The sequence below is a fragment of the Humibacter ginsenosidimutans genome (genome assembly GCF_007859675.1).
GTDB lineage: Bacteria > Actinomycetota > Actinomycetes > Actinomycetales > Microbacteriaceae > Humibacter > Humibacter ginsenosidimutans.
Window position 1 is genome coordinate 2861102 of the sequence record NZ_CP042305.1, and the last position, 24969, is coordinate 2886070.

General features: G+C 68.7%; 23 protein-coding genes. 12 read left to right on the plus strand and 11 right to left on the minus strand.

What is annotated here, in order from left to right; translation table 11 throughout:
- The first annotated feature begins 10 nt into the window (after positions 1 to 10).
- The 4 genes from FPZ11_RS13250 (at position 11) to FPZ11_RS13270 (ending at position 4032) form a co-directional block, all read left to right on the plus strand.
- A complete protein-coding gene (locus FPZ11_RS13250) occupies positions 11 to 1045 on the plus strand; it encodes a branched-chain amino acid ABC transporter permease (RefSeq protein WP_146321630.1) in 1035 nt (344 codons plus the stop codon).
- Positions 1042 to 2295: a branched-chain amino acid ABC transporter permease gene (locus FPZ11_RS13255; RefSeq protein WP_146321631.1), complete on the plus strand. Its 1254-nt coding sequence runs from the start codon at positions 1042 to 1044 to the stop codon at positions 2293 to 2295. The genes FPZ11_RS13250 and FPZ11_RS13255 overlap by 4 nt, the downstream gene beginning before the upstream one ends.
- Positions 2296 to 2552: 257 nt before the next feature.
- Positions 2553 to 3332 carry an ABC transporter ATP-binding protein gene (locus FPZ11_RS13265; protein WP_146322891.1) on the plus strand — a complete coding sequence of 260 codons (780 nt, stop codon included), beginning with the start codon at positions 2553 to 2555 and terminating at the stop codon, positions 3330 to 3332.
- On the plus strand, positions 3316 to 4032 hold the full coding sequence (locus FPZ11_RS13270) for an ABC transporter ATP-binding protein (protein ID WP_146321632.1): 717 nt from the start codon (positions 3316 to 3318) through the stop codon (positions 4030 to 4032). Before FPZ11_RS13265 ends, FPZ11_RS13270 begins: the two co-directional genes overlap by 17 nt.
- Before the next feature lie 96 nt (positions 4033 to 4128).
- Here the strand turns inward: FPZ11_RS13270 and FPZ11_RS13275 are convergent, their stop codons facing one another.
- The 4 genes from FPZ11_RS13275 to FPZ11_RS13290 form a co-directional block, all read right to left on the minus strand.
- Entirely contained in the window at positions 4129 to 5202 is a 1074-nt protein-coding gene (locus tag FPZ11_RS13275; RefSeq protein WP_146321633.1) for an NAD-dependent epimerase/dehydratase family protein, read from the minus strand.
- Positions 5203 to 5270: 68 nt separating this feature from the next.
- Positions 5271 to 5996: a DUF4232 domain-containing protein gene (locus tag FPZ11_RS13280; RefSeq protein WP_146321634.1), complete on the minus strand. Its 726-nt coding sequence runs from the start codon at positions 5994 to 5996 to the stop codon at positions 5271 to 5273.
- Positions 5997 to 6216: 220 nt separating this feature from the next.
- Positions 6217 to 6840: a GNAT family N-acetyltransferase gene (locus tag FPZ11_RS13285; protein WP_146321635.1), complete on the minus strand. Its 624-nt coding sequence runs from the start codon at positions 6838 to 6840 to the stop codon at positions 6217 to 6219.
- A gap of 103 nt (positions 6841 to 6943) precedes the next feature.
- Positions 6944 to 8230 carry a glutamyl-tRNA reductase gene (locus tag FPZ11_RS13290; protein ID WP_146321636.1) on the minus strand — a complete coding sequence of 429 codons (1287 nt, stop codon included), beginning with the start codon at positions 8228 to 8230 and terminating at the stop codon, positions 6944 to 6946.
- A 196-nt stretch (positions 8231 to 8426) separates the two neighbouring features.
- Here FPZ11_RS13290 and FPZ11_RS13295 point away from each other — a divergent pair, with 196 nt between their 5' ends.
- The 6 genes from FPZ11_RS13295 (at position 8427) to FPZ11_RS13320 (ending at position 15219) form a co-directional block, all read left to right on the plus strand.
- Positions 8427 to 11099, plus strand: coding sequence for a hypothetical protein (locus FPZ11_RS13295; protein ID WP_146321637.1), 2673 nt, complete (start codon positions 8427 to 8429; stop codon positions 11097 to 11099).
- Between the two features lie 87 nt (positions 11100 to 11186).
- A complete protein-coding gene (gene hemE / locus FPZ11_RS13300; RefSeq protein ID WP_210415878.1) occupies positions 11187 to 12356 on the plus strand; it encodes a uroporphyrinogen decarboxylase in 1170 nt (389 codons plus the stop codon).
- Positions 12353 to 14002 (plus strand): protoporphyrinogen/coproporphyrinogen oxidase, encoded by a 1650-nt coding sequence (locus tag FPZ11_RS13305; protein WP_146321638.1) that lies wholly within the window; start codon positions 12353 to 12355, stop codon positions 14000 to 14002. Before hemE ends, FPZ11_RS13305 begins: the two co-directional genes overlap by 4 nt.
- 74 nt (positions 14003 to 14076) lie before the next feature.
- The gene (locus FPZ11_RS19535) at positions 14077 to 14526 is read left to right on the plus strand and encodes a YtxH domain-containing protein (RefSeq protein ID WP_210415879.1); all 450 of its coding nucleotides are present in this window, start codon (positions 14077 to 14079) and stop codon (positions 14524 to 14526) included.
- Complete coding sequence (locus FPZ11_RS13315; RefSeq protein WP_146321639.1) at positions 14526 to 14966, plus strand: phage holin family protein; 441 nt, start codon at positions 14526 to 14528, stop codon at positions 14964 to 14966. Before FPZ11_RS19535 ends, FPZ11_RS13315 begins: the two co-directional genes overlap by 1 nt.
- The gene (locus tag FPZ11_RS13320) at positions 14956 to 15219 is read left to right on the plus strand and encodes a DUF3618 domain-containing protein (RefSeq protein ID WP_146321640.1); all 264 of its coding nucleotides are present in this window, start codon (positions 14956 to 14958) and stop codon (positions 15217 to 15219) included. The genes FPZ11_RS13315 and FPZ11_RS13320 overlap by 11 nt, the downstream gene beginning before the upstream one ends.
- 67 nt (positions 15220 to 15286) lie before the next feature.
- Here FPZ11_RS13320 and FPZ11_RS13325 read toward each other — a convergent pair whose 3' ends face one another.
- Positions 15287 to 15880, minus strand: a complete 594-nt coding sequence (locus FPZ11_RS13325; RefSeq protein ID WP_146321641.1) for a TetR/AcrR family transcriptional regulator — start codon at positions 15878 to 15880, stop codon at positions 15287 to 15289.
- Between the two features lie 107 nt (positions 15881 to 15987).
- On the opposite strand from FPZ11_RS13325, the gene FPZ11_RS13330 reads away from it, so the two are divergent.
- Positions 15988 to 16512 (plus strand): DUF4188 domain-containing protein, encoded by a 525-nt coding sequence (locus FPZ11_RS13330; protein WP_146321642.1) that lies wholly within the window; start codon positions 15988 to 15990, stop codon positions 16510 to 16512.
- Positions 16513 to 16538: 26 nt separating this feature from the next.
- On the opposite strand, the gene FPZ11_RS13335 is transcribed toward FPZ11_RS13330, so the two are convergent.
- From FPZ11_RS13335 to FPZ11_RS13360, 6 genes are all read right to left on the minus strand, one after another.
- Entirely contained in the window at positions 16539 to 17357 is an 819-nt protein-coding gene (locus FPZ11_RS13335) for an HpcH/HpaI aldolase family protein (RefSeq protein WP_146321643.1), read from the minus strand.
- Entirely contained in the window at positions 17342 to 18127 is a 786-nt protein-coding gene (gene hpaH, locus FPZ11_RS13340; protein WP_146321644.1) for a 2-oxo-hept-4-ene-1,7-dioate hydratase, read from the minus strand. The genes FPZ11_RS13335 and hpaH overlap by 16 nt, the downstream gene beginning before the upstream one ends.
- A gap of 193 nt (positions 18128 to 18320) precedes the next feature.
- The gene (hpaD, locus tag FPZ11_RS13345) at positions 18321 to 19484 is read right to left on the minus strand and encodes a 3,4-dihydroxyphenylacetate 2,3-dioxygenase (RefSeq protein WP_146321645.1); all 1164 of its coding nucleotides are present in this window, start codon (positions 19482 to 19484) and stop codon (positions 18321 to 18323) included.
- Positions 19485 to 19531: 47 nt separating this feature from the next.
- Positions 19532 to 21097, minus strand: a complete 1566-nt coding sequence (gene hpaE, locus FPZ11_RS13350; RefSeq protein WP_146321646.1) for a 5-carboxymethyl-2-hydroxymuconate semialdehyde dehydrogenase — start codon at positions 21095 to 21097, stop codon at positions 19532 to 19534.
- Between the two features lie 50 nt (positions 21098 to 21147).
- The gene (locus FPZ11_RS13355; protein WP_146321647.1) at positions 21148 to 21810 is read right to left on the minus strand and encodes a GntR family transcriptional regulator; all 663 of its coding nucleotides are present in this window, start codon (positions 21808 to 21810) and stop codon (positions 21148 to 21150) included.
- Positions 21807 to 23321, minus strand: coding sequence for a fumarylacetoacetate hydrolase family protein (locus tag FPZ11_RS13360; RefSeq protein WP_146321648.1), 1515 nt, complete (start codon positions 23319 to 23321; stop codon positions 21807 to 21809). The genes FPZ11_RS13355 and FPZ11_RS13360 overlap by 4 nt, the downstream gene beginning before the upstream one ends.
- 165 nt (positions 23322 to 23486) lie before the next feature.
- Here FPZ11_RS13360 and FPZ11_RS13365 point away from each other — a divergent pair, with 165 nt between their 5' ends.
- Entirely contained in the window at positions 23487 to 24902 is a 1416-nt protein-coding gene (locus FPZ11_RS13365; protein WP_146321649.1) for an MFS transporter, read from the plus strand.
- Positions 24903 to 24969: the final 67 nt, after the last annotated feature.

Consider the following 24969-nt stretch of genomic DNA (forward strand, 5'->3'; position numbering starts at 1 on the left):
GAAGACCTACATGCTCGCTTCGCTCCTTTCCCTGTCGGCCGCGTTGCCGGCATCCATACACGCAGACAACAGTTGGATCAGCCTCGACTTCGGCTCCCTCGCGCAGAACTTCTGGCCGGCGACATTCGACGGCCTCACGTTCGGAGCCATCTACGCGCTCGTCGCACTCGGCTACACGCTCGTCTACGGCGTGCTCAACCTGATCAACTTCGCCCACTCCGAGGTCTTCATCATGGGGTGCTATGGCGTCTTCTTCACCCTGAGCGCCCTGGGCTTCGGGCCGAGTGCACCGAACCTCTCGATCTGGGCCATCGTCTTCAACCTGTGCCTGGCGATGATCGTCGGCATGGTGTTCTCGGTGGTGACCGCCTTCGTGGTCGAACGGGTCGCCTATCGCCCGTTGCGTCGAAGAGGGGCATCGCGTCTCGCGTTCCTGATCACCGCGATCGGCGCGTCGTTCACCATTCAGTATTTGCTCTTCAACATCCCCGCGACCGGTCCGAACGCCGAGCCCGCGGTCACGATGTTCATCCCGACACCGGTGTTCCAGGTGTTCGGTGCGATCATCGACAGCCAGCAGCTCACGATCGTGATCGCGGCCGTCGTCATGATGATCGCGACGGATCAGTACATCCGACGCACCCGCGTCGGACGCGGCATCCGTGCCGTCGCCCAAGACCCTGACACCGCAACGCTCATGGGCGTGAACAAGGACCGCATCATCGTCACCACGTTCGTCATCGGCGGCATCCTCGCGGGTGCCGCCGCTCTGTTCTACGTGATGAAGGTGCCGAGCGGCGTCATCTACAACGGCGGATTCGTGCTCGGCATCAAGGCCTTCGCCGCCGCCGTGCTCGGCGGAATCGGCAACGTGAGGGGCGCACTTCTCGGTGGTCTGCTGATCGGAGTGATCGGCAACTACGGCCAGCTGCTGCTCGGTGATTCGCAGTGGACCGACGTCGTAGCGTTCATCGTGCTGGTGTTGGTGCTGCTGGTGCGGCCATCCGGCATCCTCGGCCAGTCGCTCGGAAGGAGCCGCGCATGAGTGCCATCGGAGGCGGAACGCCGATGCCGACGTCCCGCACGACTCAGCAGCTCGACAACACGGAATCGTTCGGCGGTCGCAAGCAGTTCCTCGGCGGCTGGCGACGACGCTGGAATCGTATGGCGCGTTGGCAGCAGTGGATGTTCCTGCTCATCGTGCTGGCGGCGATCTACTATCTTCCGGTAGCCAATCCGTGGCTGATCACCACCGAGCCGGGCAACGACTTTCCGATCACCTGCTTCCAGATGGCGGTCTACGCCCTGGTGGCTGTCGGCCTGAACGTCGTCGTCGGCTTCGCCGGCCTGCTCGACCTCGGATACATCGCGTTCTTCGCGATCGGGTCGTACACCGCGGCGTTCTTCACCTCGCCAGACTCCACGCTGATCCACATTCCCTATCTGTGGACCTTGCCGTTGGCCCTCGGAATCGCCATGGTTTTCGGCGTCGCCCTCGGCCTGCCGACGTTGCGCCTGCGAGGCGACTACCTGGCGATCGTGACACTCGGCTTCGGTGAGATCATCAGGATCCTCGCCACGATCATCCCTGCCGTCCGCGGTCAGGTGGGGTTCAAGGAGCTCGGGCATCCGCCGGGGACCGGTGCCAACGGTCAGCCGATCTTCTCGGTCTCGAACGGCACGCCCTGGTACTGGCTGGCGGTGACGGTGATCGTGGTGATCATGATCCTCGTCGGCAACCTCGAGCGCAGCCGTGTCGGAAGGGCGTGGATCGCGATCCGCGAGGACGAGGACGCGGCGGAGATCATGGGTGTTCCGACCTTCAAGTTCAAGCTGTGGGCCTTCGCGATCGGCGCCGGGATCGGGGGGCTGTCCGGCGCCTTGTTCTCCGGACAGGTCGGGTTCGTGAACAACCAGAAGTTCGACGTCGCAACGTCGATGCTGTTCGTGGCGGCCGTCGTGCTCGGCGGCTCGGGCAACAAGGTCGGTGCCATTCTCGGTGGTGCGATCGTCGCGTACATTCCGTTGCGGTTCACCGCTCTCGCGGACTGGAAGTACCTCATCTTCGGGGTTCTTCTCATCCTCATGATGATCTTCCGGCCGCAGGGCCTGATCGCCGCGAAAGCGCATCTGCTCACGTATTCCCAAGTCGTCGCCGACAAAGTGAGAGAGCTGCGCGCCGGCCGTTCCGGGCCCGGTGACCAGAACGGAGCCGCGGTATGGCGCGCGCAGCCGAAGGGCGCGCCTGCCACTGGAGTGGTTCCGACCGACACCGACAAGGATGGTGCCGAATGAGTGACACCGGAGACGACGTTCCCGAGCGGCCGGAGCGCGTTCCGATCGAGAACGATCCGAACGTCGGTGCGCTGCCCGAGCCGGTCCCGAACCAAGGACCTGACGACCCCGACCTCACCGACGTGGGTCCCGACCCGTCGCCGGAGGCGGACGCGGACGTGCCCGACGAGGCCGAACTCGCCGAGGTGCTCGCCGAGGCGGGCGTCGACGCTGAGCTGGCCGAGGCGGCAGCGTCGGAGCGCGAGATCGCGGTCGAGATGGGCGAGAAGATCATCGAGGTCAAGGCGGTCACAGTGAAGTTCGGGGGCCTCATCGCGCTCGACGATGTGACGTTCCACATCAACAGGGGCGAGATCCTCGGCCTGATCGGGCCGAACGGCGCGGGCAAGACCACGGCGTTCAACGCCATGACCGGGGTCTACAAGCCCACCAGTGGCGACGTGCTGCTGGAGGGTGCTTCGATCAAGGGCAAGAAGCAGCACAAGATCACGCGGGCCGGGCTCGCGCGCACGTTCCAGAACATCCGGCTCTTCGGCGAGATGACGGCGCTCGAGAACGTCGTGGTGGGTCTGGATGCCCGCCACAAGACGAGCGTGCCCGGCGCCCTCGTGCGCAGCCCTCGGCACTACCGCGAAGAGAAGTCCGCCATCGAACGTGGTCTGGCCCTGCTCGAGTTCGTGGGCATCGCCGACGCCGCGAGCACGCTGTCACGCCACCTGCCGTACGGCAGCCAGCGCAGGCTGGAGATCGCGAGGGCGCTGGCGACGGACCCGAAGGTGCTCTGCCTGGACGAACCCGCCGCCGGGTTCAACCCCGCCGAGAAAGAGGAGCTGATGGACCTCATCCGCACGATTCGTGCGGACGGCTATACCGTGCTGCTCATCGAGCACGACATGAAGCTGGTCATGGGCGTCTGCGACCGCATCGTGGTGCTCGAGTTCGGCAAGAAGATCGCTGACGGATCGCCAGCTGAGGTTCGTGCCGACCCTCGCGTGATCACCGCCTACCTGGGAGAGCCCGATGACGACGCTGCTTGAACTGAAGGACGTCGTCGTCGGCTACGGCCGCATCGAGGCGCTGCACGGGCTGTCGTTCACCGTCGAGCAGGGCGAGATCGTCTCGCTCATCGGGGCGAACGGCGCGGGCAAGACCACGACGATGAAGGCGATCTCCGGTCTGCTCAACCTGAGCAAGGGATCCATCACCTTCGACGGCGAAGACATCACCAAGATGAAGGCGCATGTGCGCGTCGTGAAGGGCATCTCGCAGTCGCCGGAAGGCCGCGGGATCTTCCCGGGTATGACGGTGCTGGAGAACCTCGACATGGGGGCGTACAGCCGCAAGGATCGCTCGCAGCTGCAAGACGACATCGACCGGGTGTTCGCTCTCTTCCCGCGGCTCGCCGAGCGCAAGACGCAGCTCGGCGGCACCATGTCGGGCGGCGAACAGCAGATGCTCGCCATCGGCCGGGCCCTCATGGGACGGCCGAGACTGCTGCTGCTCGACGAACCGTCGATGGGGCTGGCCCCGCAGTTCATCAAGCAGATCTTCCGCATCATCTCGGAGATCAACGAGCAGGGCACGACCATCCTGCTCGTCGAGCAGAACGCGAACCAGGCGCTCGCCAGGGCGCACCGTGCGTTCGTGCTGGAGACCGGAACGATCACGCACTCGGGAACGGGCAAGGAGCTGCTCGCCGACTCCGCGATCAAGGAGGCCTACCTGGGCGTCGCGTGATGCGGCCTTCGGCCCTCCCCATCCCGCTGGTTGAGGAGGGCCGGAGTCCCGTCTCGAAATCGCTCGGGGTTGCGGGGTGCGGGCTTCGAGACGCGTTCAGCTCTCGGGGCGGTCGGGGTGGGTGTCGAGGAACGCGTCTTCCGCGGCGTAGTCGAACCAGGCATCCGCTCCGTATCGACGCACGAGCCGCGGGAACAGCGTCTGCCAGGTCTTCTGCTGCCGCTTGGCGCCGTCGATGACGTCGACGATCCAGTCGATGTCCCCGCGCACCGACTCCCGGTACGGCTGGGGCGGCTCGAAGCCGAGCTCGGTCCGCGCCCGCGCGGTGCCGAGCACCAGGGGGTGGGGCGTCGACCACGGTGTGCTGCCGATCCCGTCGACAGGGGGTCCGGGGACGGGGACGATCTCGATGTGGTGGCCCATGGCATCCATCACGGCGTTCGCGATGTCGGTGACGGTCACGTCGTCGTCCGCGACGTTGAGCACGCGCCGGTCAGGCGACTCGCCGCACAGCCTCGTGAGCTCGGCGATGCTCGCCGTCGAGGTGGGGCTGAATCGGCTGATGCCGTCGTAAGCGAGCACGACGCGCTCACGCCGGTCGCGCACGCGCTTGATGAAGTACCACTCGCGCAGCGCCTCGCTGAACGGCCCGTGCACGGCACCCGGGCGAAGGATGCTCACCGGCAGCCCGTCCGCCTCGAGAAGTGCTCGTTCGAGCTGCGCCTTCAGCACGCCGTACGTCGGCGTGCCCTCGGTGACCGTCTGCTGCGTCTCGTCGACCGGGTAGGGCAGCTGAGGGAAGGACTCGTCGTCGGTGGCGGTGTCGAGAGTGCGGCCGGCGGCATCCTCGTAGACGGCACCGCTCGAGATGACGACGAGGGAGCCGACGCGACCGGCGAGCTGGGCGAGCTGCTCGGCGTGCCGTGGCTCGTAGGCCACGGTGTCGAGCACGAGGTCGTGGCCGTCGAGCAGGGGCAGGAGCGACTCGGTGTCGTCCCTGTCGAGGCGCAGGCTGGTCACGTCGAGCTCGACCAACGACGGGTCACCCTCGTGCGCCCCGCGATGGGCGATCAGCACCGACCAGCCGTGCTCGGCCAGATGACGCGCGGTCGCCGTGCCGATCTGACCGGTGCCCCCGATGATGAACGCCGTTCTGCCCCCGACAGCCATGTCTCAACGCTATGCCAGCGTGCAGGCACGGGCGAGGGCGGATGTCTGCCGTCGGCAGAAGCCGCAGCTCAGCTCGCCGGTGCCACCGGCGTCGTCACCGTGAGCAGGTGCACCGACGAGTTCTGGCAGGCCGTGAGGTTGCCGTCCTTCACGAACACCGACTTCGTCGAGTGCGGCGGGTACACGCGCAGACCGTCGGCGGCCAGTGGCTGGCACTCCGACGAGTCGTAATTGCCCGCCTGGGCGACGCGCAGGTTCGCCACGACGACGTTTCCCGGCTGCAGCGTGTTCTGCACGATCGGCTGCGACTGATCCCAGTCGGCCGCCGCACCGAGCTGAGTGCCGTTGCCCTTGCCCACGAACGAGACGCCGGGGAACCCGTGCAGCTCGCAGGTCGTCGACGAGGTGTTCGTGAACCGGATCGGCAGGTACGTGCTGCCCGCCGTGCCGCTCGGGGTGCCGAGGGTGACGGAGAGCTCGTCCACCGTGCAGGTCGGCGTTCCGCCGGCGGTGGACGTCGAGGTGGAGGTCGGCGTCGGGGTCGGTGTGGGTGTCGGGCTCGACGACGTCGTGTTCGTCGGGCTCGGCGTGGGCGACGGCTTGCTGCCGTTCGCGAAGGCGAGCCATGCCACGAGCACGAGCAGCAGCACGACGATCACCGCGAGAACGATGATCCAGATGGTGCGCGCTCGATTGCCTTTGGGCGTCTTGCCCGGTTCGTCGGGGCCGCCGGCGTCGGAACCGCCCGTGCCGCCGCCCCCCAGCGGCTCGGGGAACGCCTGCTCATCGCTCATCCCCTCATCGTGCTATACGACGGTGCGTGGGCAGGCGCGAATCGCCACGGGCGTGCCACACCGTGAAGCGGCACCCCGTCCCGCGGGTTGAGGAGCACCGCGAAGCGGCGCGTCTCGAAACCCGGCATCGTCAGCGTGCTGGTTTCGGGATGCGCGCCCACGGCGCTGCTCCTCAACCCGCGGGAGCGGGAGCGGGAAGCGGGAGCGGGAGCGGGGTGCGTCAGCCGGCGGGTTGGGCCGCGAACTCGTCGGCCAGCAGGCCGAAGATCGCCACGTCGTGCCACTCCCCGTCGACGTGGTCGCGGTCGCGCAGCAGCGCTTCCCGAGTCATGCCGAGAATCTCGCAAAGACGGGCGGATGCCTCGTTCGCGGCATCCAACTCCGCATACACCCTGTGCGCGCCGAGCTCGCCGAAAGCGACGTTCAGCAGAGCCTTGGCGGCTTCGGTCGCATAGCCCCGGCCGTGCACGGCCGGGTGGAACACCCAGCCGATCTCCGCCTGCGCGTCTTTCGCGCTCTTGACGGAAAGGCTGATGTCGCCGATGACGCGGTGCTCGCTGGAGCCGTCGGTGGCGCAGAGCTCCACCGCGAAGATGAGCCCGTCGCCGTCGCGGGAGAGGCGTTCGAGCGCGATGCGGTGCTCGAGGTTCTTGGCCGGTTCGTCGTGATCGTGCGCTTCCCAGCGGAGGTATCGTACGACGTCCGAGCGCTTCTGGTAGTTCTGGCTGCGGTGCTCGAGGTCGGCCTTCGTGAGCGGGCGCAGGTGCAGCCGCTCGGTGGTGATCTCGCGCGTCTCGAAGGGCAGCGCCAGCAGCCCCGACTGCACTGTCGTCTCAGAAGTCATGATCTGGTTCGTCCCGTCGTCGTTACCCTCTTCGGCACGCCGCTGCATTGCGCCGTTCGCCTCGCCGTCGTGCGGCCGGGTCACGGCACGAGAACTGCGTCGGTCAGGATGCCTTGCCTTCGTCTGCAACGATACGCAGAGTCGGCTGCACCGCCGAATCGAGCCCGAACACGGCGTTCACTCCGGTGATGAAGGCCTGAGCGTCGCCGTCGCGGGCGAGCTCGCGGGCCCTGGTGGACGGGGTGTGCAGCAGCACGCCGACGAGGTGCCGCAGCGCGGCCTCGGTCTGCTCGCTCGAGGTTCCACGCGAGCGCGCCCGCTCGAGCTCGGCCTCGAGCACGCCGAACACGTGGCCGCGCAACGCGACGAGCGCCGGCTCCGCCGCTCGTTCGTCGCCCCTGGCCGTGAACTCGGCGGCCGCCTGCCCCACCAGGCAACGGGCCTGTTGGGTGGCGGTGAAGTCTTCGAGCGGCGCGTGCAGCCCGATCGTCTCCAGATCGAGGAGCTCGGTGCCGGTCACCCAGGCGACCTCGCGGTCGACGTTGCGGGGAAGCCCCAGGTCGACGATCAGGCGGTGCACGACCGACTCGTCGTGGTGGCTGGCGGCCTCGACGAGTGTGCGGTCGAACAGCACCGTCGGCGCCGTGCTGCAGGTGATGACGAGCTCGGACGTGGCGATCGCGTTCTCGAGACCGTTCCGCTCGACGGCCTCGACACCGTGCTTCAGCGCGAACGTCTCAGCCCGGCCCGTGCGCGACCACACACGCACGTCGTCGGCTCCGCGATCGCGCAGTGCGGCGAGCGTCGTCGCCGCATAGTTGCCGGTGCCGACGAGCAGGATGCGCGCGCTCGCCCAGTCCGTGATGCGGCTGGATGCCAGTTCGAGCGCGAGCCGCACGATCGAGCGTCCGGCAGACCCGACGCGCGTGCCGTTCTTCACCTCGCGCGAGACGCGCGACGCGTTCTGGAACAGTCGCTCCAGCTCCCGTGTCGCGCTGCCGTGCGTGCGCGCCTTCTCGAGAGAGCGGCGCACCTGGCCCGCGATCTCGCCCTCCCCGATCACCAGGGACTCGAGTCCGCTCGCCACGGAGAACAGATGGTCGGCGACGGCGTCGTCGTGCACGACGGCCGAGGATGCCCGCAGCTGGTCGGGCGCGACGCCGGTGGCGTCGCTCACGGTGGCGATCGCGAGGTCGATGGCGGCCGGGGCTGCGGCATCCTTCACGTCGAGGTAGGCCTCGAAACGGTTGCACGTGGCGAGGACGACGGAACCCGCGAAGGCATCCGTGCGCGATCGCAGTGCCGTGTCGACCTCGCCGGAGTGCCGTTCGAGCCGCTCGAGGAGTTCGAAGTCGGCCGTGCGATGGCTCGCTGTGAAGCAGAGAAGCACGCAGTAGATGGTACGCCGCGTCGGCTGAGCATATGACCGATGAGGTCACGGGCGCCCGTGCAGCTCGTGGCAAAGCGGCCGGGCAGGGCGCCCCCCGAACTGGTGTGCTGCACCGTGTGGACTCGTGCCTACGATGTGAGCAAGTCTCACCTCTTGTGTCTCTGGATGTGTGCGCCCACGACGAGTGGAGAGTGCGGTGGCCCCACGACAGCAGAGAACGCAGTCGCATCACGCCATGCGTCGGCTGCGGTCGTGGGTGGTGCTCGCCCTTTTCGGCGGCCTCGTCGCGGGCGGGCTCGTGGTCGGAACCGCGCAGCAGCCGGCCTCTGCGGGGATGCCTTCGGTCGCCGCGGCGTCCATGTCGCTGTCCTCGGGAGCGCTCTCGTCGGGCGCAGCGTCGACCTCGCTCGCCTCCGCCGTGCGCACGGACAACGGAGGTCAGGGCGGCGACGGCGAGCACTGGCCGCCCCCTGCCCCGTTCCACGTGACGTCGCCTGCTGACGGCGCCGTAGTGACCGGACCCGTGACCACCATCGCGGGAACCGGGGGCGGGCCGAGCACGCCCGTCGTCGTGTTCGTCGACCATCATCATTGGTGCACCAGTGGGTGGCTGAGGAACCTGACGTGGTCGTGCTCCGGCCCGCCCGTCACCGCACCCGGCCTGCACACGATCGACGTGTACCGACTGGCGTACGGGGACTGGTTCGGACACTCCACCTTCACGATCGCCACGCCTCCGCCGGCGCCGAAGGCCCCTGGCATCCTCGGCATCGACGGGGTCGCGAACGGTGCGCTCTCCGTGCCGTCGTCGTCGGTGGCCGGCGGCCTCCGAGTCTCCGGATCGGCGGTCTACGACCCGCACTTCGCCGCCCGGGTCTCCGTGTCGTCGTCGTTCGGGGGCTGCAGTTCGGCCGTCGCGGCATCCGGCGCGTACTCCTGCACGCTTCCGAGGCCCGCAACGGGAACGTCGACGGTCACCGTGACCGAGACGATCGCCGGGGCGTCGGCATCCACACCGTTCACACTGACCGTCGTCGACGACACCCCTGTTCCCCCCGCGAACCCGGTGCCGCCGAGCATCATCTCGGTCGCGGGCGTGCACGCCGGCGTCAAGACGGTGACCACCTCGTCGCTGGGCTCCGGGCTGCTCGTCTCCGGTACCGCGGCCTACGACCCGAATCACGAGGCGACAGTCACCATCCGCCTCACGGATGCAGGCACCTCCTGCACGGCGCCCGTCGCGAGTTCGGGAGCGTACGCCTGCGTGCTGCCGAAGCCGTCGGTCGGGCACCACACCCTCACGGTCACCGAGAGCATCGACGGGGCAGAGGCCACCGAGACCGTCGACCTCACCGTGATCGACGACTCGACGACTCCGCTGCGCACCTTCGGGTCGTGGGCGCTGTCGATCACGGACGGGTTCGGCGTGAGCCTCGGCTCGCACACCGTGCAGGTCGGCGGCACGATCATCGTGACGGGCCACGGCATCGGCACGGATGCCTCCGTCGTCATCGAGCTGCACTCCACGCCGGTCGTGCTCGCCCAGCTCGCCAGCACGGGCGGCTCGTTCACCCGGTCGGCGGTGATTCCCGCCGACACCGACGTGGGCGATCACACGGTGGTGGTGCTCGTGAGCGCGCCGGGCTACACGACGGACGAACGCGACGTGGCCATCACGGTGACGCCGGCGACGGTCGCCGCGGCGACCCCGCAGGCTGCGGTGGTCACCCCGCAGAGCGCGCCGAGCCCGGAGGCCGCTGCGCCGGCTCCGCTCCCCGGTGTCGTTCCCGTGCCGTCGACGCCCGCGCCCGCGCCGAAGGCGGATGCCCCGGCCAAGACATACACGGTGCACAACACCGCGAAGCTCGACGGCGACCAGCGCACCATCCTGTCGCAGCTTCCCGCGATGAGTGACATCACGCTGGGTGCTCCGCAGGTGGCCGCGGCCGGGGGCCTCGTGGCCGGACTGATCTTCTTGATCGCGCTGCCTGCCATCCTTCTCGAAGCCACCCTTCGCGAGAACTACGAGCGCATCTTCAAGTTCGCCGAGCCGATCAGACGCGTGTTGCGTCCGCTGGGCACGAGGGTCACCAGTCGCACCAGCGGATTCTGGGCGTGGGTGAGCCTGTACACGGTGATCGTGGCGTTCATCCTCTCGTTCGCCGACCCGAACGTGGCGCCCGACCTCAAGTCGCTGCGGCTGGTGCTGGCCCTGGTCGCCGCACAGGTTCTGCACGACCTCGTGCTCGTGCTCATCTCCGGCCGCCTCGCGAAGGCCGAGCTGCACATGGCCGTCACTCCCGTGCTGCGGCCGGGCGGCATCGTCTTCGTCGTCGGCGGCGTCATCGTGACCAGGATGCTCGGGCTCGAGCCTGGAGTGCTGTTCGGCGCCTGGCTCGTGTTGATGGCGATGGGCAGTTCGACGGGCCAGCGCGGCAAGCTCTCGCTGATCAGGGCGGCTGTGCTCGTGTGCGTCGGCCTGCTGGCGTGGGCCGGATACAGCCTGCTCACCGCCGGAGCCGACTCGTTCTGGTCGTTGCTCGGCGTCGAGTCGCTCTCCGCCGTGATGATCGGCGCGCTCAGCGAACTCGTGATCGCGATGCTGCCGCTGACCTTCCTCGAGGGCCACGAGATCTGGGAGTGGTCGAAGTGGGCCTGGGTCGGCACCTATGTGATGGTGGCCGCGCTCTTCACGATCGTGGTGCTGCCGCAGCCGGAGGCCTGGATCGACCTCAGCACGCCCGCCATCGTGCTCGGATCGATCTTCGGCTCGTTCGGCCTGGTCTGCATCGGCGTGTGGGCCTGGTTCAGGTTCACCACGTCGAAGGCCCTCGTGGTCGAAGAAGAGGAGCGCGACGTCGCCGCGTGAGTGGTCCGCTCCTGTTCCGTGCGTGGCCTCGGAACTGCGGCCGCCGAGTGGGTCGGCCGCTCAGGCTGGGGTGGGACAATCGGGCGTGTGACGTCACCCGAACCGGCCACGCAGCAGACGCGGCCCGCTCAGGGCCTGGCGGCGGAGCATCCGCTCGTCTCCGGGCTCACCAGCAGCTCACCCCTCATCACCGCATACTCGGGGCACAGGCCAGACCGTGTGCCCGTGTGGTTCATGCGCCAGGCGGGCCGTTCGCTGCCCGAGTACCGCGAGCTGCGCGTCGGCACGGCCATGCTGGATGCCTGCCTCGACCCCGCGCTCGCGAGCGAGATCACGCTGCAGCCGGTGCGACGCCACGGGGTGGACGCCGCCATCTTCTTCAGCGACATCGTGGTGCCGCTGAAGCTCGCAGGCGTCGACATCGACATCGTTCCCGGCAAGGGCCCGGTGCTCGGTGCCCCGGTGCGCACGGCCGACGATGTGGCAGCGCTGCCCATCCTCGACCCGGATGCCCTCGCTCCCGTCGCCGAAGGCGTGCGGCAGGCCGTCGCCGGGCTCCGCGACCTCGGCGACGTGCCGCTGATCGGCTTCGCCGGCGCCCCCTTCACGCTCGCCGCCTATCTTGTGGAGGGCGGCCCCTCGAAGGACCACATCCGCGCGCGAACGCTCATGCACGCCGATCCAGACGCCTGGCGCGCGCTCATGGCATGGGCAGCCGACATCACCGGCACCTTCCTGCGCGCCCAGGTGCTCGCCGGAGCGAGCGCCGCGCAACTGTTCGACTCGTGGGCGGGCGCGCTCTCGCTCGACGACTACACGCGTCATGTCGCACCGGCATCCGCTCGCGCGCTCTCGCACGTGCGCGACCTCGGTTACCCCGACCCTGCGCACGAGAACGACGAGGTCTCGTCGACCGTCGTCGAGCGCAACGTGCCCATCGTGCACTTCGGCGTCGGCACGGGCGAGCTGCTGCGCGCCATGCACGACATCGGCGCCGACGTCGTCGGCGTCGACTATCGGGTGCCGCTCGACGAGGCCAGCAGGCGGCTCGGCAACATCGTGCCGCTGCAGGGCAACATCGACCCCGCATATCTGGATGCCCCGTGGCCGATCGTCGAGGCGCACGTGCGCGACGTGGTCGACCGCGGCCGCAGCGCGCCCTCGCACGTGCTCAACCTCGGGCACGGCGTCCCTCCCGAAACCGACCCGACGGTGCTCACCCGCATCGTCGACCTCGTGCACGGGCTGCCGGCATGACTGCCGCTGCGGACGACCTGTTCCAGCACGCGTTGCACGACGCTCCCACCCGTGTCGTGGTCATCGGCGGGGGAGCAGCCGGCCTGGCGGCCGCGCGAGAGATCGCCCGGCCGGGGTTCGACGTTCTCGTCGTCGAGGCCCGCGACGAGCTCGGCGGCAGCGTGGCACGGCACGACGTGGCCGGCATCACGCTCGACGCCGGCGCCGAGAGCTTCGCGACCCGCGGCGGTCACGTGGCGAAGCTGATCGACGAGCTCGGACTCTCCGATGACGTCGTGACCCCGCTCGCCGCCGGTGCCTGGCTGCAGCTGCCCGGGCGAGCCGTGCCCACGCCCAAGGCCGGCCTGCTCGGCATTCCGAGCTCGCCGCTCGCCGTCGACGTGATCGCCGCGATCGGCTGGGGCGGCGCGTGGCGCGCCTATCTCGACCGCCTCATGCCCGTGATGAAGATCGGCGAGGAGCGCAACCTCGGCAACCTCGTGCGACGGCGCATGGGACGCGCCGTGCTCGAGAACCTCGTGGCGCCCGTGACCACGGGCGTCTACTCCGCATCGCCTTTCGACCTCGATGTGCTCGTCGCGGCACCTGGGCTGAACAAGGCGATGACCAGGGCCGGCTCGCTCTCCGGCGGCGTCGCCCTGATGCGCGACCCGGCGAAGGCGGGATCCGCCGTCGGCGGCCTCGTCGGCGGCATGGCTCGACTGATCGACGCGCTCGCCGCTGATGCCGCGGCCCGCGGCGCCGAGTTCGTCACCGGCGTCGAGGTGGTCGCCCTTCGCCCCGGCGACGATGCGCGCGCTGACGACGACGCGGCCACTGATGGCGACGCGGGCGCTGACCGCAACGCTGTCGCCGCGGCGGTGGACGCGGCGTTCGAGGAGGGAACGGGATCCGCCGGCGATCCGGAGGGTGCGGCGGTGACGCCGCCGACGGGGGCGTCGCATACGGAGGAGTCGGTGCCGTCCGCGCGCTGGCACGTGAGACTCTCCGACGGGCGCACGCTCGCGGCGGATGCGGTGCTCGTGGCGGCACCTGCCGGGGCCGCTCTGCGGCTGCTGGGGGAGGCATCCACGTCGCTCGAGCCGCTGCGGGAGCTCGACTGGCCGCAGGCATCCACCGTCGACATCGTGACGCTCGTGGTTGACGACGCACGACTCGACGCCGCTCCGAGGGGCACCGGGATGCTCGTGGCCGAGACCGTCCCCGCGACCGACGTGGCCGCGAAGGCGCTCACGCACGTCACCGCGAAGTGGCCGTGGGTGGCGAAATTGCTCCCCGCCGGCCGTCACGTGCTGAGGTTGTCGTACGGCAGAGCCGGTTCGGCGAGCCCGCTGGAGGGTCTTGACGACGCGCAGATCAGGGCCAGAGCCGTGGCGGATGCGTCGTTCCTCTTGAATATTCCGCTAGCGGAATCTAGTGTCGTCGGGTCGGACGTGGTGCGGTGGGCCAACGCCTTGCCGCTGGCGGCACAGGGCCAGCGGGAGCGACTCGCCGCAGTGCGCGAGGGCGTCGAACAGGTCGAAGGGCTGGAGGTGACGGGCTCCTGGTTGGCGGGAACCGGGCTCGCCTCCGTGGTTCCCGACGCCGGCCAGGCAGCCGAACGCATCCGCGCACTACGCTGGAAATCGTTGACCGAGAAGCACTGACCCGGTTGACGGGCAGTGAACTCGACACAGACTTAATACGCAGGCGAGTGAACATCGCAGGGGCGGGGGGATCCATGAAGGGCAAGCTTCTCTTCGTCGTCGGACTGGGCGTCGGGTATGTTCTCGGCACACGCGCAGGTCGGCGCAGGTACGAACAGATCAAGTCGGCGGCTATCAAGGTGTGGGACTCCCCGGCCGTGCAGAAGCCCGTGCATTCGATGCAGGACTACGCGGCGGATCGCATCGGCGATCTCGGCGGCGCCGTCACCGAGAGCCTCAAGCGGGCCGTGACGGGCTCCGGCGGATCGAACAGCGGCGCGTCGACGAAGACTCGTGCATCGGCGAGCGGCAGGGCATCGGGTACGACCACGAGCGCGAAGAGTGCCGGGTCGAAGAGCTCTTCCGCGAAGAGTTCCGGCGCGAAGAGTTCTACGGCGAAGAAGTCCGCGAGCGGCTCCGGGTCGGCGAGCAAGGCGAAGACGTCTGGTGATGGAGCATCCGGAACGGACGGACAGGAGTCCTGATGTCAGGGGAGACGCGGTCCGAGGGGGCTTCGGACTCGCAGCGCTCGGCGGGACGTGACAGGCGCTCGCTGATTCAGCTGATCAAGGATCTGCCGGGGCTGATCGTCGCGCTGCTGAAAGCGGAACTCGCCCAGCTCAAAGCGGAGCTGGTGCACAAGGCGACGAATGCGGGCATCGGCATCGGCATGTTCGTCGTGGCGGCGATGCTGCTGTTCTTCATGCTCGGCGTGCTGGTGACGGCCGCGATCGCGGGAATCGCTGTGGCGCTCCCGGTCTGGCTGTCCGCGCTCATCGTCGCCGCGGGGCTTCTGGTGCTGATCGCGGTGCTGGTGCTGATCGGCATCCGCATGTTCAAGCGGGCGGGCCAGCCGTTGAAGACCGTCGACAGTGTGAAGCAAGATGTGAACGCGGTGAAGGGGCTGGGCGACTATGACCACTGAACCGAATGCATCCGCGGCCGGCAAGCAGGCCGACCAGAAGGCGAAGAGCACGGATCCCGCCGCCGACGTCGCAGCGGCACGGGCCGAGCTGGCAGCCACGCTCGACGCGCTCCAGGACAAGCTCAACGTGCCGAAGCGCATCCGCATCGCGTCGGAGGAGAATCCGATCGCGCTCGTTGCCGCGGCCGTCGGCGTCGCCGCCGCGATCGCGGGCGCGGTGTGGCTCGTGGTGGTGAAGCTGCGCTCGAAGTAGCGGGCGGATGCGCTCTGCCGTGGGTCTCTGAGACCAGACGTATGCGTCGAGGCTTGACGCCGAGCTCCTAGTCTCGGCGCGCAGGTCCGGTCTCGCGTTCGCGTGGCTCGTGGTCGCGTGGCTCTGGCCAGAGCCGCTCGATCGCGTCGAGCACGTTGTCGTACGCTGCGTCTTGGTCGACGTCGGGCGGGGCCACGCAGGCGAATTCGAGGCTGACGGCGCCGTGCACGTGCGCCCAGACCGTGATCGCGGCCGCCAGCGGATCGGATGCCCCGCGAGCCGCCACCGCGCGCATCAGCGGCTCGAGCGCGTCGTTCGGGCCTTCGCTCTCGTAGGCGGTCAGTGCTCCGCCGAACATCAGCCGGTAGAGCGCGGGATTCTGCTGGGCCCATGACCGATAGGCGATCCCGAGCGCCCTCAGGCCGCCGTGTTCCGCCTCGTGCTGAGCTCTGGAGAACGATGCGAAGCCATGCGCGATGACGGCCGCGAGCAGTTCGCCCTTGCCGCCGAACAGCGAGTAGACGGCCGAAGTCGAGGTGCCGGCCGTGCGCGCCACCTCGCGCAGCGAGATGCGGTCGGGACCGTCGGCGGCGACCGCCTCGGCCGTCGCCGCGAGGAGCCGGTCGCGCAACGCGTCGTCGTAGCTGGAAGGTCTGGACATCTCGTCCATTGTATGCATAACATCGTTACGTAACAGTGTTATGAAATCGGATAGCGCAGGTCGAGCGACACGGCGCGCGACGGTCATCCGAGGAGCGAGGAAGAGCCATGAGCAGAGAAGTCTTTCCCGGGCGGTACACGGCGAGCATCGACGGCGAGACCGTCACGGTGTTCCTCATCGGCATGCGGGCGAACCGGTGGTGGCGCATCCCGCGCGTCATGCGGGTGGCCAACCGCATGGCTCCGATGCTGCGTTACCTGTCGACGCACGAGGATGCCGGTCTGCTGAGCTTCGAGTCCTGGTTCGGCCGCACCACGGTGATCGTGTCGTACTGGCGCAGCCCCGAGCACCTGCAGCGTTTCGCGGCCGACCGGGATGCGCCGCACCTCGGGCCGTGGCGCGAGTTTCAGCGTGCGTATTCGGGCACCGGCGACGTCGGCGTGTGGCACGAGACGTATCAGGTGCCCGCCGCCGACGCCGAAGTGGTCTACAGCGACATGCCGGAGTTCGGACTCGCGCGGGCGACGCGTCACGAGCGCATCGGCGCCGGCAAGAACACCGCGCGCCAGCGTCTCGGGCGGCAGGCCGGGCATCCGGTGGCGGCGCCCGGCGATCCCGTGCCTACGCGCTGACCGCGGGGGATGGCGGGTCGCGCCCGTCAGTACGCGGCGCGGCCGGTCGTCTCGGGCGACGCAGGGATGAACCGCGCGGCCAGCGCCTCCGACCCGCGCGCGAGGATGGAAACGTCGGCGGCGACCGCGACGAAAGCGGCGCCGTTCTCGATGTAGCGGGCAGCGGCATCCAGGTCGAAGGCGTTCACGCCGACGGGCTTGCCCGCCGCGCGCACCGCGTCGAACGTGGTCTGCACGGCGGACAGCACGTCGGGATGCGTCTGCTGGCCGAGCACGCCGAGCGACGCGGCGAGGTCGGCCGGCCCCACGAAGATGCCGTCCACGCCGTCGACCGCGGCGATCTCAGCGGCGTTGGCCACGGCATCCGCCGACTCGATCTGCACGAAGAGGGAGACGTGGTCGTTCGCGTTGCCGAGGTATCCGTCGACACGGTTCCAGCGCGCGGAGCGCGACAGGGACGAGCCGACGCCGCGCCTGCCCTGCGGCGGATAACGCACGGCGGCGACGAGCTCGCGCGCCTGCTCGGCCGTGGACACCATGGGAACGAGCACGTTCTGGGCACCGATGTCGAGCACCTGCTTGAGCGCCACGTCGTCACCGAACGGCACGCGCACGACAGGGGCGACCGGGTAGGCGGCCACGGCCTGCAGCTGCGTGAGCACGGACTGCAGCGAGTTGGCGGAGTGCTCCATGTCGATGAGCAGCCAGTCGACGCCGGATCCGGCGAAGATCTCGGCGACGAGCGGCGAGCCGGAGCACACCCACAGGCCGACGAGCGAGCGGCCGTTCTCACCCGACTGGGCGGCGAGACGATCGCGGAACGTCGACGTCAGTTGAAGCGACACGTGATGACTCCCATCTGTCCGTAGTCGCAGTGCACGCTGTCGCCGCGCGAGACCCACATCGGCCGGGTGAACGACCCGGCGAGGATGATCTCGCCCGCCTCGAGGCGCGCGCCGTGCTGGTGGAACTTGTTGGCCAGCCAGGCGACGCCGGTGGCCGGGTGGTTGAGCACGCCGGCAGCGACGCCGGTCTCCTCGATCGTCTCATTGCGGTAGAGCATGGCGCTCACCCAGCGCAGATCGAGCTGGTCGGGCCGCATCGGGATGCCGCCCAGCACCATCCCGCCGTACGCCGCGTTGTCGCTGATGGTGTCGACGATGGTGCGGCCCTCGAGCTCGATGTGCGAGTTGAGCACCTCGAGAGCGGGCGTGACGTATTCGGTCGCCCGCAGCACGTCGAACAGGTCGCAGTGCGGACCCTCGAGCGGCTCCTTCAGCACGAACGCGAGCTCGACCTCGATGCGCACATTGGAGAACTGGTCGAAGGCGATGGTGCTGCCGTTCTGGTACACCGTGTCGTCGAACATCACGCCGTAGTCCGGCTCGGTGATGCCCGTCGCCTGCTGCATCGCCTTCGACGTCAGGCCGATCTTGCGGCCGACGAGCCGTCGGCCTGAGGCGAGGTTCTTGTCGCGCCACACGCCCTGGATCGCGTACGAGTCCTCGATCGTGGCGTCCGGGTACCGCGCGGTGATGCGCGGGATCACGCTGTGCGTGCGATCCGCCTCCGCGAGCTCGTCCGCGATCTGCGCGATCACCTCAGCTGACAGCATCCCTCTTCCTCCCTCTTCTCTTCATACAAGTCGACCTTCCAGCGTTACGGGGTCGGGGATGCGTGCTGCTCAGCTCGAGGGAGGGGTGGTCGGGAGCCGGTTCGAGGCAATCGGGGTAGGGGTCCCCGTTCTTGCCTCGAACCGGCTTCCGACCGGCCCGACCTGCTGAGCAGCACGCATCCCCGACCAGCCGTCACAGCTGGTGGCCGAGCTTGTACTCTCCCTGCTTGTACTCCGGCATCTCCTCGTCGTCGGCCTGGCGCGTGTACGAAAAGCCGTCTGCACCGATCGTGACGCTCATCTCGCTCGGCTCGTCGCGCTTCTGAACGGGCTGCGGGTTGCCGTCGAGGTCGAGCACGAGCGAGGCATCCGTGTACCAGGACGGCACGACGGGGTTGCCCCACCAGTCGCGACGCTGGTTGTCGTGCACGTCCCAGGTGACGACGGGGTTGTCGGGGTCGCCGGTGTAGTAGTCCTGCGTGTAGATCTCGACGCGGTGGCCGTCGGGGTCGCGCAGGTAGAGGTAGAACGCGTTCGAGACGCCGTGGCGGCCGGGACCGCGCTCGATGCGGTCGGACATGCGCAGCGCACCCAGCTTGTCGCAGATGGCGAGGATGTTGTGCTTCTCGTGCGTGGAGAAGGCCACGTGGTGCATGCGCGGGCCGTCGCCGCCGGTCATGGCGGTGTCGTGCACGGTGGGCTTGCGGCGCATCCACGAGGCGTACACGACGCCGTCTTCGTCTTGGATGTCCTCGGTCACGCGGAACCCGAGGTCCTGCATGTACTTGGTGGCGCGGGGCACGTCGGGGGTGACCTGGTTGAAGTGGTCGAGGCGCACCAAGGCGCCCGGCGTGTAGAGGTCATAGCGCCAGGCGAGACGCTCGACGTGCTTCACCTCGTGGAAGAACTCGTAGGGGAAGCCGAGCGGGTCGGTGACGCGCACCGAGTCGCCGATTCCCTTGTTGTAGCCGTTCTCATTGCGCTCGACGCGGCATCCGAGCTCGGTGAAGAAGGCGACGGCCTTGTCGAGGTCTTCAGGCGTGCGCACGCGGTACGAGAACGCGGCGACGGCGGCCACCGGTCCCTGGCGCAGCACGAGGTTGTGGTGGATGAACTCCTCGAGCGAGCGCAGGTAGACGGCGTTCTCGTCTTCTTCGGTCACGGTGAGGCCGAGCACGTCGACGTAGAAGTCGCGCGACTTCTTCAGGTCCGTGACGACGAGCTCCATGTAGGCGCAGCGCAGGATGTCGGGCGCTGGCGCAACGGGGGTCGGCGTGGGGTTCTCGCAGGAGATGGGTGCCTCCTGGCTCACGTAGAAGCCGGAGGAGGTCAGTGTCATGTCTTTACGGTCGGTCATGGTCTTTCAGCGTCCTTGCGTGTGGTCTATGTGGTGAGTCGTGCGGCTCAGCGCGGGTCCGGGTCGTCGAGCTCGACCTCGGTGTGGTGCTCCTGCTTGCCGAAGGTGGGATTGTGCACCTTGCCGAGCGTGATGTGCACGGCCTGCTGGTCGGTGTAGAAGTCGATCGAGCGGTAGCCGCCCTCGTGGCCGAGCCCTGAGGCCTTCACGCCGCCGAACGGCGTGCGCAGGTCGCGAACGTTGTTGGAGTTGAGCCACACCATGCCGGCCTCGACCGCCTGCGCGAAGTTGTGTGCGCGCTTGAGGTCGTTGGTCCACACGTAGGCGGCCAGGCCGTACTTCGTGTTGTTGGCCAGCGCGAGGGCCTCTTCGTCGGTGTCGAACGGCGTGATGGCCACCACCGGACCGAAGATCTCCTCCTGGAAGATGCGGGCATCGGGCGAGACATCCGCGAACACGGTCGGGGCCACGAAGTTGCCCTCCGGGAAACCCTTGGGACGTCCGCCGCCTGCGACAAGGCGGCCCTCCTGCTTGCCGAGCTCGACGTAGCTCATCACCTTGGCGAAGTGCTCAGGGTGCACGAGGGCGCCCACCTCGGTCGTCTCATCGTGCGGGTAGCCGACCTTGACGCGCTTGGCCTGGGCGGCGTAGCGCTCCACGAACTCGTCGTAGACATCCCGCTGCACGAGGATGCGGCTGCCCGCGGTGCAGCGCTCGCCGTTGAGGGAGAAGACGCCGAAGATCGTGGCGTCGATCGCGGCATCCAGGTCGGCGTCGGCGAAGACCACGGCCGGCGACTTGCCGCCGAGCTCCATGGAGAGGCCCTTGAGGAACGGCGCCGCGTTGGCGAAGATCAGCTGGCCCGTGCGGCTCTCGCCCGTGAACGAGATGAGCGGAACGTCGGGGTGCTTCACGAGCGAGTCGCCTGCGAAGCCCTCTTCGCCGAAGCCGTTCACCAGGTTGAAGACGCCCTTGGGCAGGCCGGCCTCCTCGAAGATCCCCGGCCAGAGGGATGCCGACAGCGGCGTGAACTCCGCAGGCTTCAGCACCACGGTGTTGCCGGTGGCCAGCGCGGGGCCGAGCTTCCACGACTCGAGCATGAACGGCGTGTTCCACGGCGTGATGAGGCCGGCGACGCCGATCGGCTTGCGGTTGACGTAGTTGATCTGGCGGCCGGGAACCTTGAAGGTGTCGTCGGCCTGCGCCACGATCAGGTCGGCGAAGAACCTGAAGTTCTCGGCGGCACGGCGAGCCTGGCCCAGCGCCTGCGTGATGGGCAGACCGGAGTCGAACGACTCGAGCTCGGCCAGCCTGGCGTCGCGCGATTCGACGATGTCGGCGATCCTGTGCAGAATGCGGCTGCGCTCGCGCGGCAGCATTCGGGGCCACGGGCCCTCGTCGAACGCCTTCTTCGCCGCGGCGACGGCGCGGTCGATGTCAGCCTTCTTGCCGGAGGCGGCCTGCATGTACGCCTGGTTCGAGACCGGGTCGATGACATCGAACGTGTCGCCGTCGACCGAGTCGACGAACTCGCCGTCGATGTAGTGCTGGATGCCCTTCGGCAGGTCGTCGGGAACGTGCCGCGCCTGCGCGGCGGCAGTGTTGTCGCTCATGTGTCCTCCGTTGTGGTTCGTGTCGTGTTGGTCGCGGGCGGCGAGCCTGGTCAGTCGTGGTGGCGGGCGGCGACGAACTGGTTCATCGTGCGCCAGCGGTGGTTGCGCGCGGACAGCTCCACCTCGAGCGCCGGAGCCCCGGTCTCGATGAGGTGCAGAATCTCCTCGTGCTCGGCCACCGAGTGCTCAGCACGCTCCGGGATGACCGAGAACGTCGAGTCGCGCACATCGGGCAGGCGGCGCCAGCCGCGGTGCACGAGGTCGAGGATGTGCGGGTTCGGGCAGCGCTCGAACAGGATCGCGTGGAACTGCTGGTTGAGCCTGGTGAACTCGTGCGGGTCGAAGTGGTCGAGCAGCCGATGCAGTCGGTCGTTCACCGCGCGGGCCTCGGCGATCACGTCGGGCGTGAGCAGGGGAGCGGCGAGGGAGATGGCGGATCCCTCGACCAGGCCGAGCGTCTGCATCGTGTAGACGTACTCCGACTCGTCGGGCACGGCGACCCTGGCGCCCACGTTGCGCTCGAACGTGACGTAGCCCTCCGCCTCGAGGCGGCGGATCGCCTCGCGCACCGGCACCACGCTCATGCCGAGCTCGTCGGCGATGGAACCCAGCACGAGCCGGTATCCGGGTGAGAACAGGTGCCTGGTGATGCGGTCGTGGATGAACTCGTAGGCGAGCTGCGACTTGCTCGCGGTCTGCACGGCGTCGCTCATGCGCGGTCGCTGTTCTCCGCGGTCTCGCGCTCGTACTGCTCGCGCCATTGCGCGTTCATCGGGAACAGGCCGTCGATCGTGTGCCCCGCAGCGACCTGACGGGCGACGTAGGCGTCCTCGTCTTCCTGCACGAGCGCGGCGTCGACGACCTCTTCCACCAGCTGCGTCGGGATCACGAGGATGCCGTCGGCATCGGCCACGATCACGTCGCCCGGCTGCACGGTGGCGCCGCCGCACGCGATGGTGAGGTCGTAGTCCCACGCCACGTGCCTGCGGCCGAGCACCGCGGGATGCGATCCGTTGGAGTACACGGGGATGCCCACGGCCGTGACCGCGTCGAGGTCGCGCACCGCACCGTCGGTGACGATGCCCGCGGCTCCCGCCGCGTTCGCGCGAATGGCGAGGATGTCGCCGAGCGTTCCCGCCGACGCGTCGCCGCGCGCCTCGATCACGACCACCTCGCCCTCGCGCACCGAGTCGAAGGCGCGCTTCTGCGGGTTGTACCCGCCTCCGAACTGCTTGAAGAGGTCTTCGCGGTTCGGCACGAAGCGCAGCGTCTTCGCCGTCCCGACGACCTTGGCGTCGGGATGCAGTGGACGCGGCCCGTCGATGGAGACGTTGTTGAGGCCGCGCTTGCGCAGCTGCGACGAGAGTCCGGCCGTCGGGGCCTTCTCGAGCTTGGCGCGCAGCTCGGGCGTGAGCACGAAGGGCTCCGGCTCCGGGGGCAGTCCCGCCGCCTCGCGCGAACCCCACGCCTCTGAGCGCTGCGTGTCGTCGACGGAGGGGAGGGAGCCTACCTCGGCGTCGAAGGCGTTCGTGCCCTGGATGACCGTGGTGCGGAGGCGGCCGGAAGCGGGCGCACCGAGGGCGGTCGGGGCATCCACCTCGACCTCGACGACGTCGCCGGGCACGACGACCGACGAGCCGGCGGGAGTGCCGGTGAGGATGACGTCGCCCGACTCGAGCGTGAAGTGCTGGGAGAGGTCGGCGACGAGCTGGGACAGCGAGAAGAGCAGGCCCTCTGTGGTGTCGTCTTGCGTGAGAACTCCGTTGACCCACGTGCGCAGGCGCAGCGCCGTCGGGTCGATCGTGCGCGCGCCGATGAGCGTGGGGCCGAGTGGCGTGAAGCCGTCGCCGCCCTTCGAGCGCACGTTGGATCCCTTGTCGTTCGCGCGCAGGTCGTAGAGCCCGAAGTCGTTCGCGGCGGTGACCCAGCCGACGTGAGCCCAGGCATCCTCGATGCTCACGCGGCGCGCCGGCTCGCCGATGACGAGGGCGATCTCACCCTCGAAGGCGAGCAGCTCCGTGCCTTCCGGCCGCTCGATGGTGCCGTCGGTGGCGGCCACGGAGCTCGACGGTTTGAAGAAGTAGGAGGGGGCAGCGGGGCGACGGCCGCGCTGGTCGGCGCGCGAGAGGTAACTCAGGTGAACGGCCACGATCTTGCCGGGCCGAACGGGAAGCGCGGAGAATCGCGGATCGCCCGCGGTCGTCGCGTCGGTGAATGCAGTCATGAGCTCCCTCGCTGATGCGTCGTTGCATTGTATCCAAAATCGTATATCATTCAAATGCGCCAGGCAAGGACGGGGCGCCCTTCCCCTCATCACCGCACTCGGGAATTCTCGTCGCCCTCCTTGGCCAGACATTGAGGTCGCTACTGACAAGGGAGTCGAGAACATATGAGCGCATCGCCGACATCACCGTTGACGCCTACCGGAACCATCGCAACAGCCGTTGATCGCCGCAGGGTCGTCGTCGCCACCGTCATCGGAACCACGGTGGAGTGGTACGACTTCTTCATCTACGCGTTCGCCGCGGCGACGGTCTTCGCGACACTGTTCTTCGAGCCGATGGGCGAGAACTTCGCGCAGATCGTGTCGTTCTTCAGCGTGGGCGTGAGCTTCTTGTTCCGACCGCTCGGCGCGTTCCTCGCCGGACACTTCGGCGACAAGATCGGCAGGCGGCCGATGCTCGTGATCACGCTGCTGCTGATGGGCGGCGCGACGACCCTCGTCGGCGTGCTGCCGACGCACGCGGCGATCGGCGTGTGGGCGCCCATCCTGCTCATCCTGCTGCGCGTCATCCAGGGCGTGTCGGCCGGCGGAGAGTGGGGCGGCGCCGTGCTGATGGCCGTGGAGCACGCGCCCCGCACGAAGCGCGGCCTGTTCGGCGCCTCACCGCAGATCGGTGTTCCGATCGGTCTGCTCCTCGCGTCGCTCGTGCTCGCCGTCGTCGAGGGTCTGGCGCCCGGGGTGCCGGCCGGCTCGAACATCCCGCTCGAAGACACCGCGTTCGGCCAGTGGGGCTGGCGCATCCCGTTCCTGCTCTCCATCGTGCTCATCGGCGTGGGCTACTGGGTGCGCCGTCGCGTCTCCGAGAGCCCGGTCTTCACCGAGATCGCCGAGCGCAAAGAAGAGACGCGCATGCCGATCGTCAAGCTGCTGCGCCACCACCTGCTGCTGGTGATCGTCGCCGCGCTCGTGTTCGCCGGCAACAACGCCGTCGGCTACATGACCACCGGTGGCTACGTGCAGCACTACGCCACGGATGCCAAGGGCCCGATCGCGCTCGACCCCGGCCCCGTGTTCTGGGTCGTCGCCCTCTCCGGTGTGACGTGGCTCGTCTTCACGTGGCTGGCCGGCTGGGTCTCCGACAAGATCGGCCGCCGCACCACCTACATCATCGGCTGGATCCTGCAGCTGGTCGGCGTGTTCCTGCTCTTCCCGCTGACCAACGTCGGCACGGTGTGGTCGCTGGCGGCGGCGCTGATCATCCTCACGGTCGGGTTGGGGCTCACGTACGGGCCGCAGGCGGCGCTGTATTCGGAGCTGTTCCCGGCATCCATCCGCTTCTCCGGTGTCTCCATCTCGTACGCCGTCGGTGCCATCGTGGGCGGAGCGTTCTCGCCGCTCATCGCGCAGGCGATCTTCCAGGCGACCGGCCAGACCGTCGGAATCACCTGGTACCTGGCGGGGATGACCGTGATCGGCCTGATCGCGACGCTCCTGCTGCGCGACCGCACGGGCATCCCGCTCGGACGCGAGCACGAGGACGAGCAGGCGAAGAGCCCGATCTACGGGCTGAGCAAGGCCTGACGCGCCCTCGCCGCCGCCCCGGCAGCGCCCTCGCCCTCGCCACCTGCCGCGCCCGTTTTCAGGACAT

Excerpts from the sequence above, each read along its gene's own strand:
- FPZ11_RS13360 (WP_146321648.1), bottom strand. The coding sequence starts at position 23,321 with ATGACTGCATTCACCGACGCGACGACCGCGGGCGATCCGCGATTCTCC.
- hpaD (WP_146321645.1), bottom strand. The coding sequence starts at position 19,484 with ATGACCGACCGTAAAGACATGACACTGACCTCCTCCGGCTTCTACGTG.
- FPZ11_RS13285 (WP_146321635.1), bottom strand. The coding sequence starts at position 6,840 with ATGACTTCTGAGACGACAGTGCAGTCGGGGCTGCTGGCGCTGCCCTTC.
- FPZ11_RS13305 (WP_146321638.1), top strand. The coding sequence starts at position 12,353 with ATGACTGCCGCTGCGGACGACCTGTTCCAGCACGCGTTGCACGACGCT.
- hpaH (WP_146321644.1), bottom strand. The coding sequence starts at position 18,127 with ATGCTGTCAGCTGAGGTGATCGCGCAGATCGCGGACGAGCTCGCGGAG.
- FPZ11_RS13255 (WP_146321631.1), top strand. The coding sequence starts at position 1,042 with ATGAGTGCCATCGGAGGCGGAACGCCGATGCCGACGTCCCGCACGACT.
- FPZ11_RS13320 (WP_146321640.1), top strand. The coding sequence starts at position 14,956 with ATGACCACTGAACCGAATGCATCCGCGGCCGGCAAGCAGGCCGACCAG.
- FPZ11_RS13330 (WP_146321642.1), top strand. The coding sequence starts at position 15,988 with ATGAGCAGAGAAGTCTTTCCCGGGCGGTACACGGCGAGCATCGACGGC.
- FPZ11_RS13325 (WP_146321641.1), bottom strand. The coding sequence starts at position 15,880 with ATGTCCAGACCTTCCAGCTACGACGACGCGTTGCGCGACCGGCTCCTC.
- hpaE (WP_146321646.1), bottom strand. The coding sequence starts at position 21,097 with ATGAGCGACAACACTGCCGCCGCGCAGGCGCGGCACGTTCCCGACGAC.
- FPZ11_RS13270 (WP_146321632.1), top strand. The coding sequence starts at position 3,316 with ATGACGACGCTGCTTGAACTGAAGGACGTCGTCGTCGGCTACGGCCGC.
- FPZ11_RS13280 (WP_146321634.1), bottom strand. The coding sequence starts at position 5,996 with ATGAGCGATGAGCAGGCGTTCCCCGAGCCGCTGGGGGGCGGCGGCACG.
- FPZ11_RS13365 (WP_146321649.1), top strand. The coding sequence starts at position 23,487 with ATGAGCGCATCGCCGACATCACCGTTGACGCCTACCGGAACCATCGCA.
- FPZ11_RS13250 (WP_146321630.1), top strand. The coding sequence starts at position 11 with ATGCTCGCTTCGCTCCTTTCCCTGTCGGCCGCGTTGCCGGCATCCATA.
- FPZ11_RS13315 (WP_146321639.1), top strand. The coding sequence starts at position 14,526 with ATGTCAGGGGAGACGCGGTCCGAGGGGGCTTCGGACTCGCAGCGCTCG.
- FPZ11_RS13355 (WP_146321647.1), bottom strand. The coding sequence starts at position 21,810 with ATGAGCGACGCCGTGCAGACCGCGAGCAAGTCGCAGCTCGCCTACGAG.
- FPZ11_RS13275 (WP_146321633.1), bottom strand. The coding sequence starts at position 5,202 with ATGGCTGTCGGGGGCAGAACGGCGTTCATCATCGGGGGCACCGGTCAG.
- FPZ11_RS19535 (WP_210415879.1), top strand. The coding sequence starts at position 14,077 with ATGAAGGGCAAGCTTCTCTTCGTCGTCGGACTGGGCGTCGGGTATGTT.
- FPZ11_RS13265 (WP_146322891.1), top strand. The coding sequence starts at position 2,553 with ATGGGCGAGAAGATCATCGAGGTCAAGGCGGTCACAGTGAAGTTCGGG.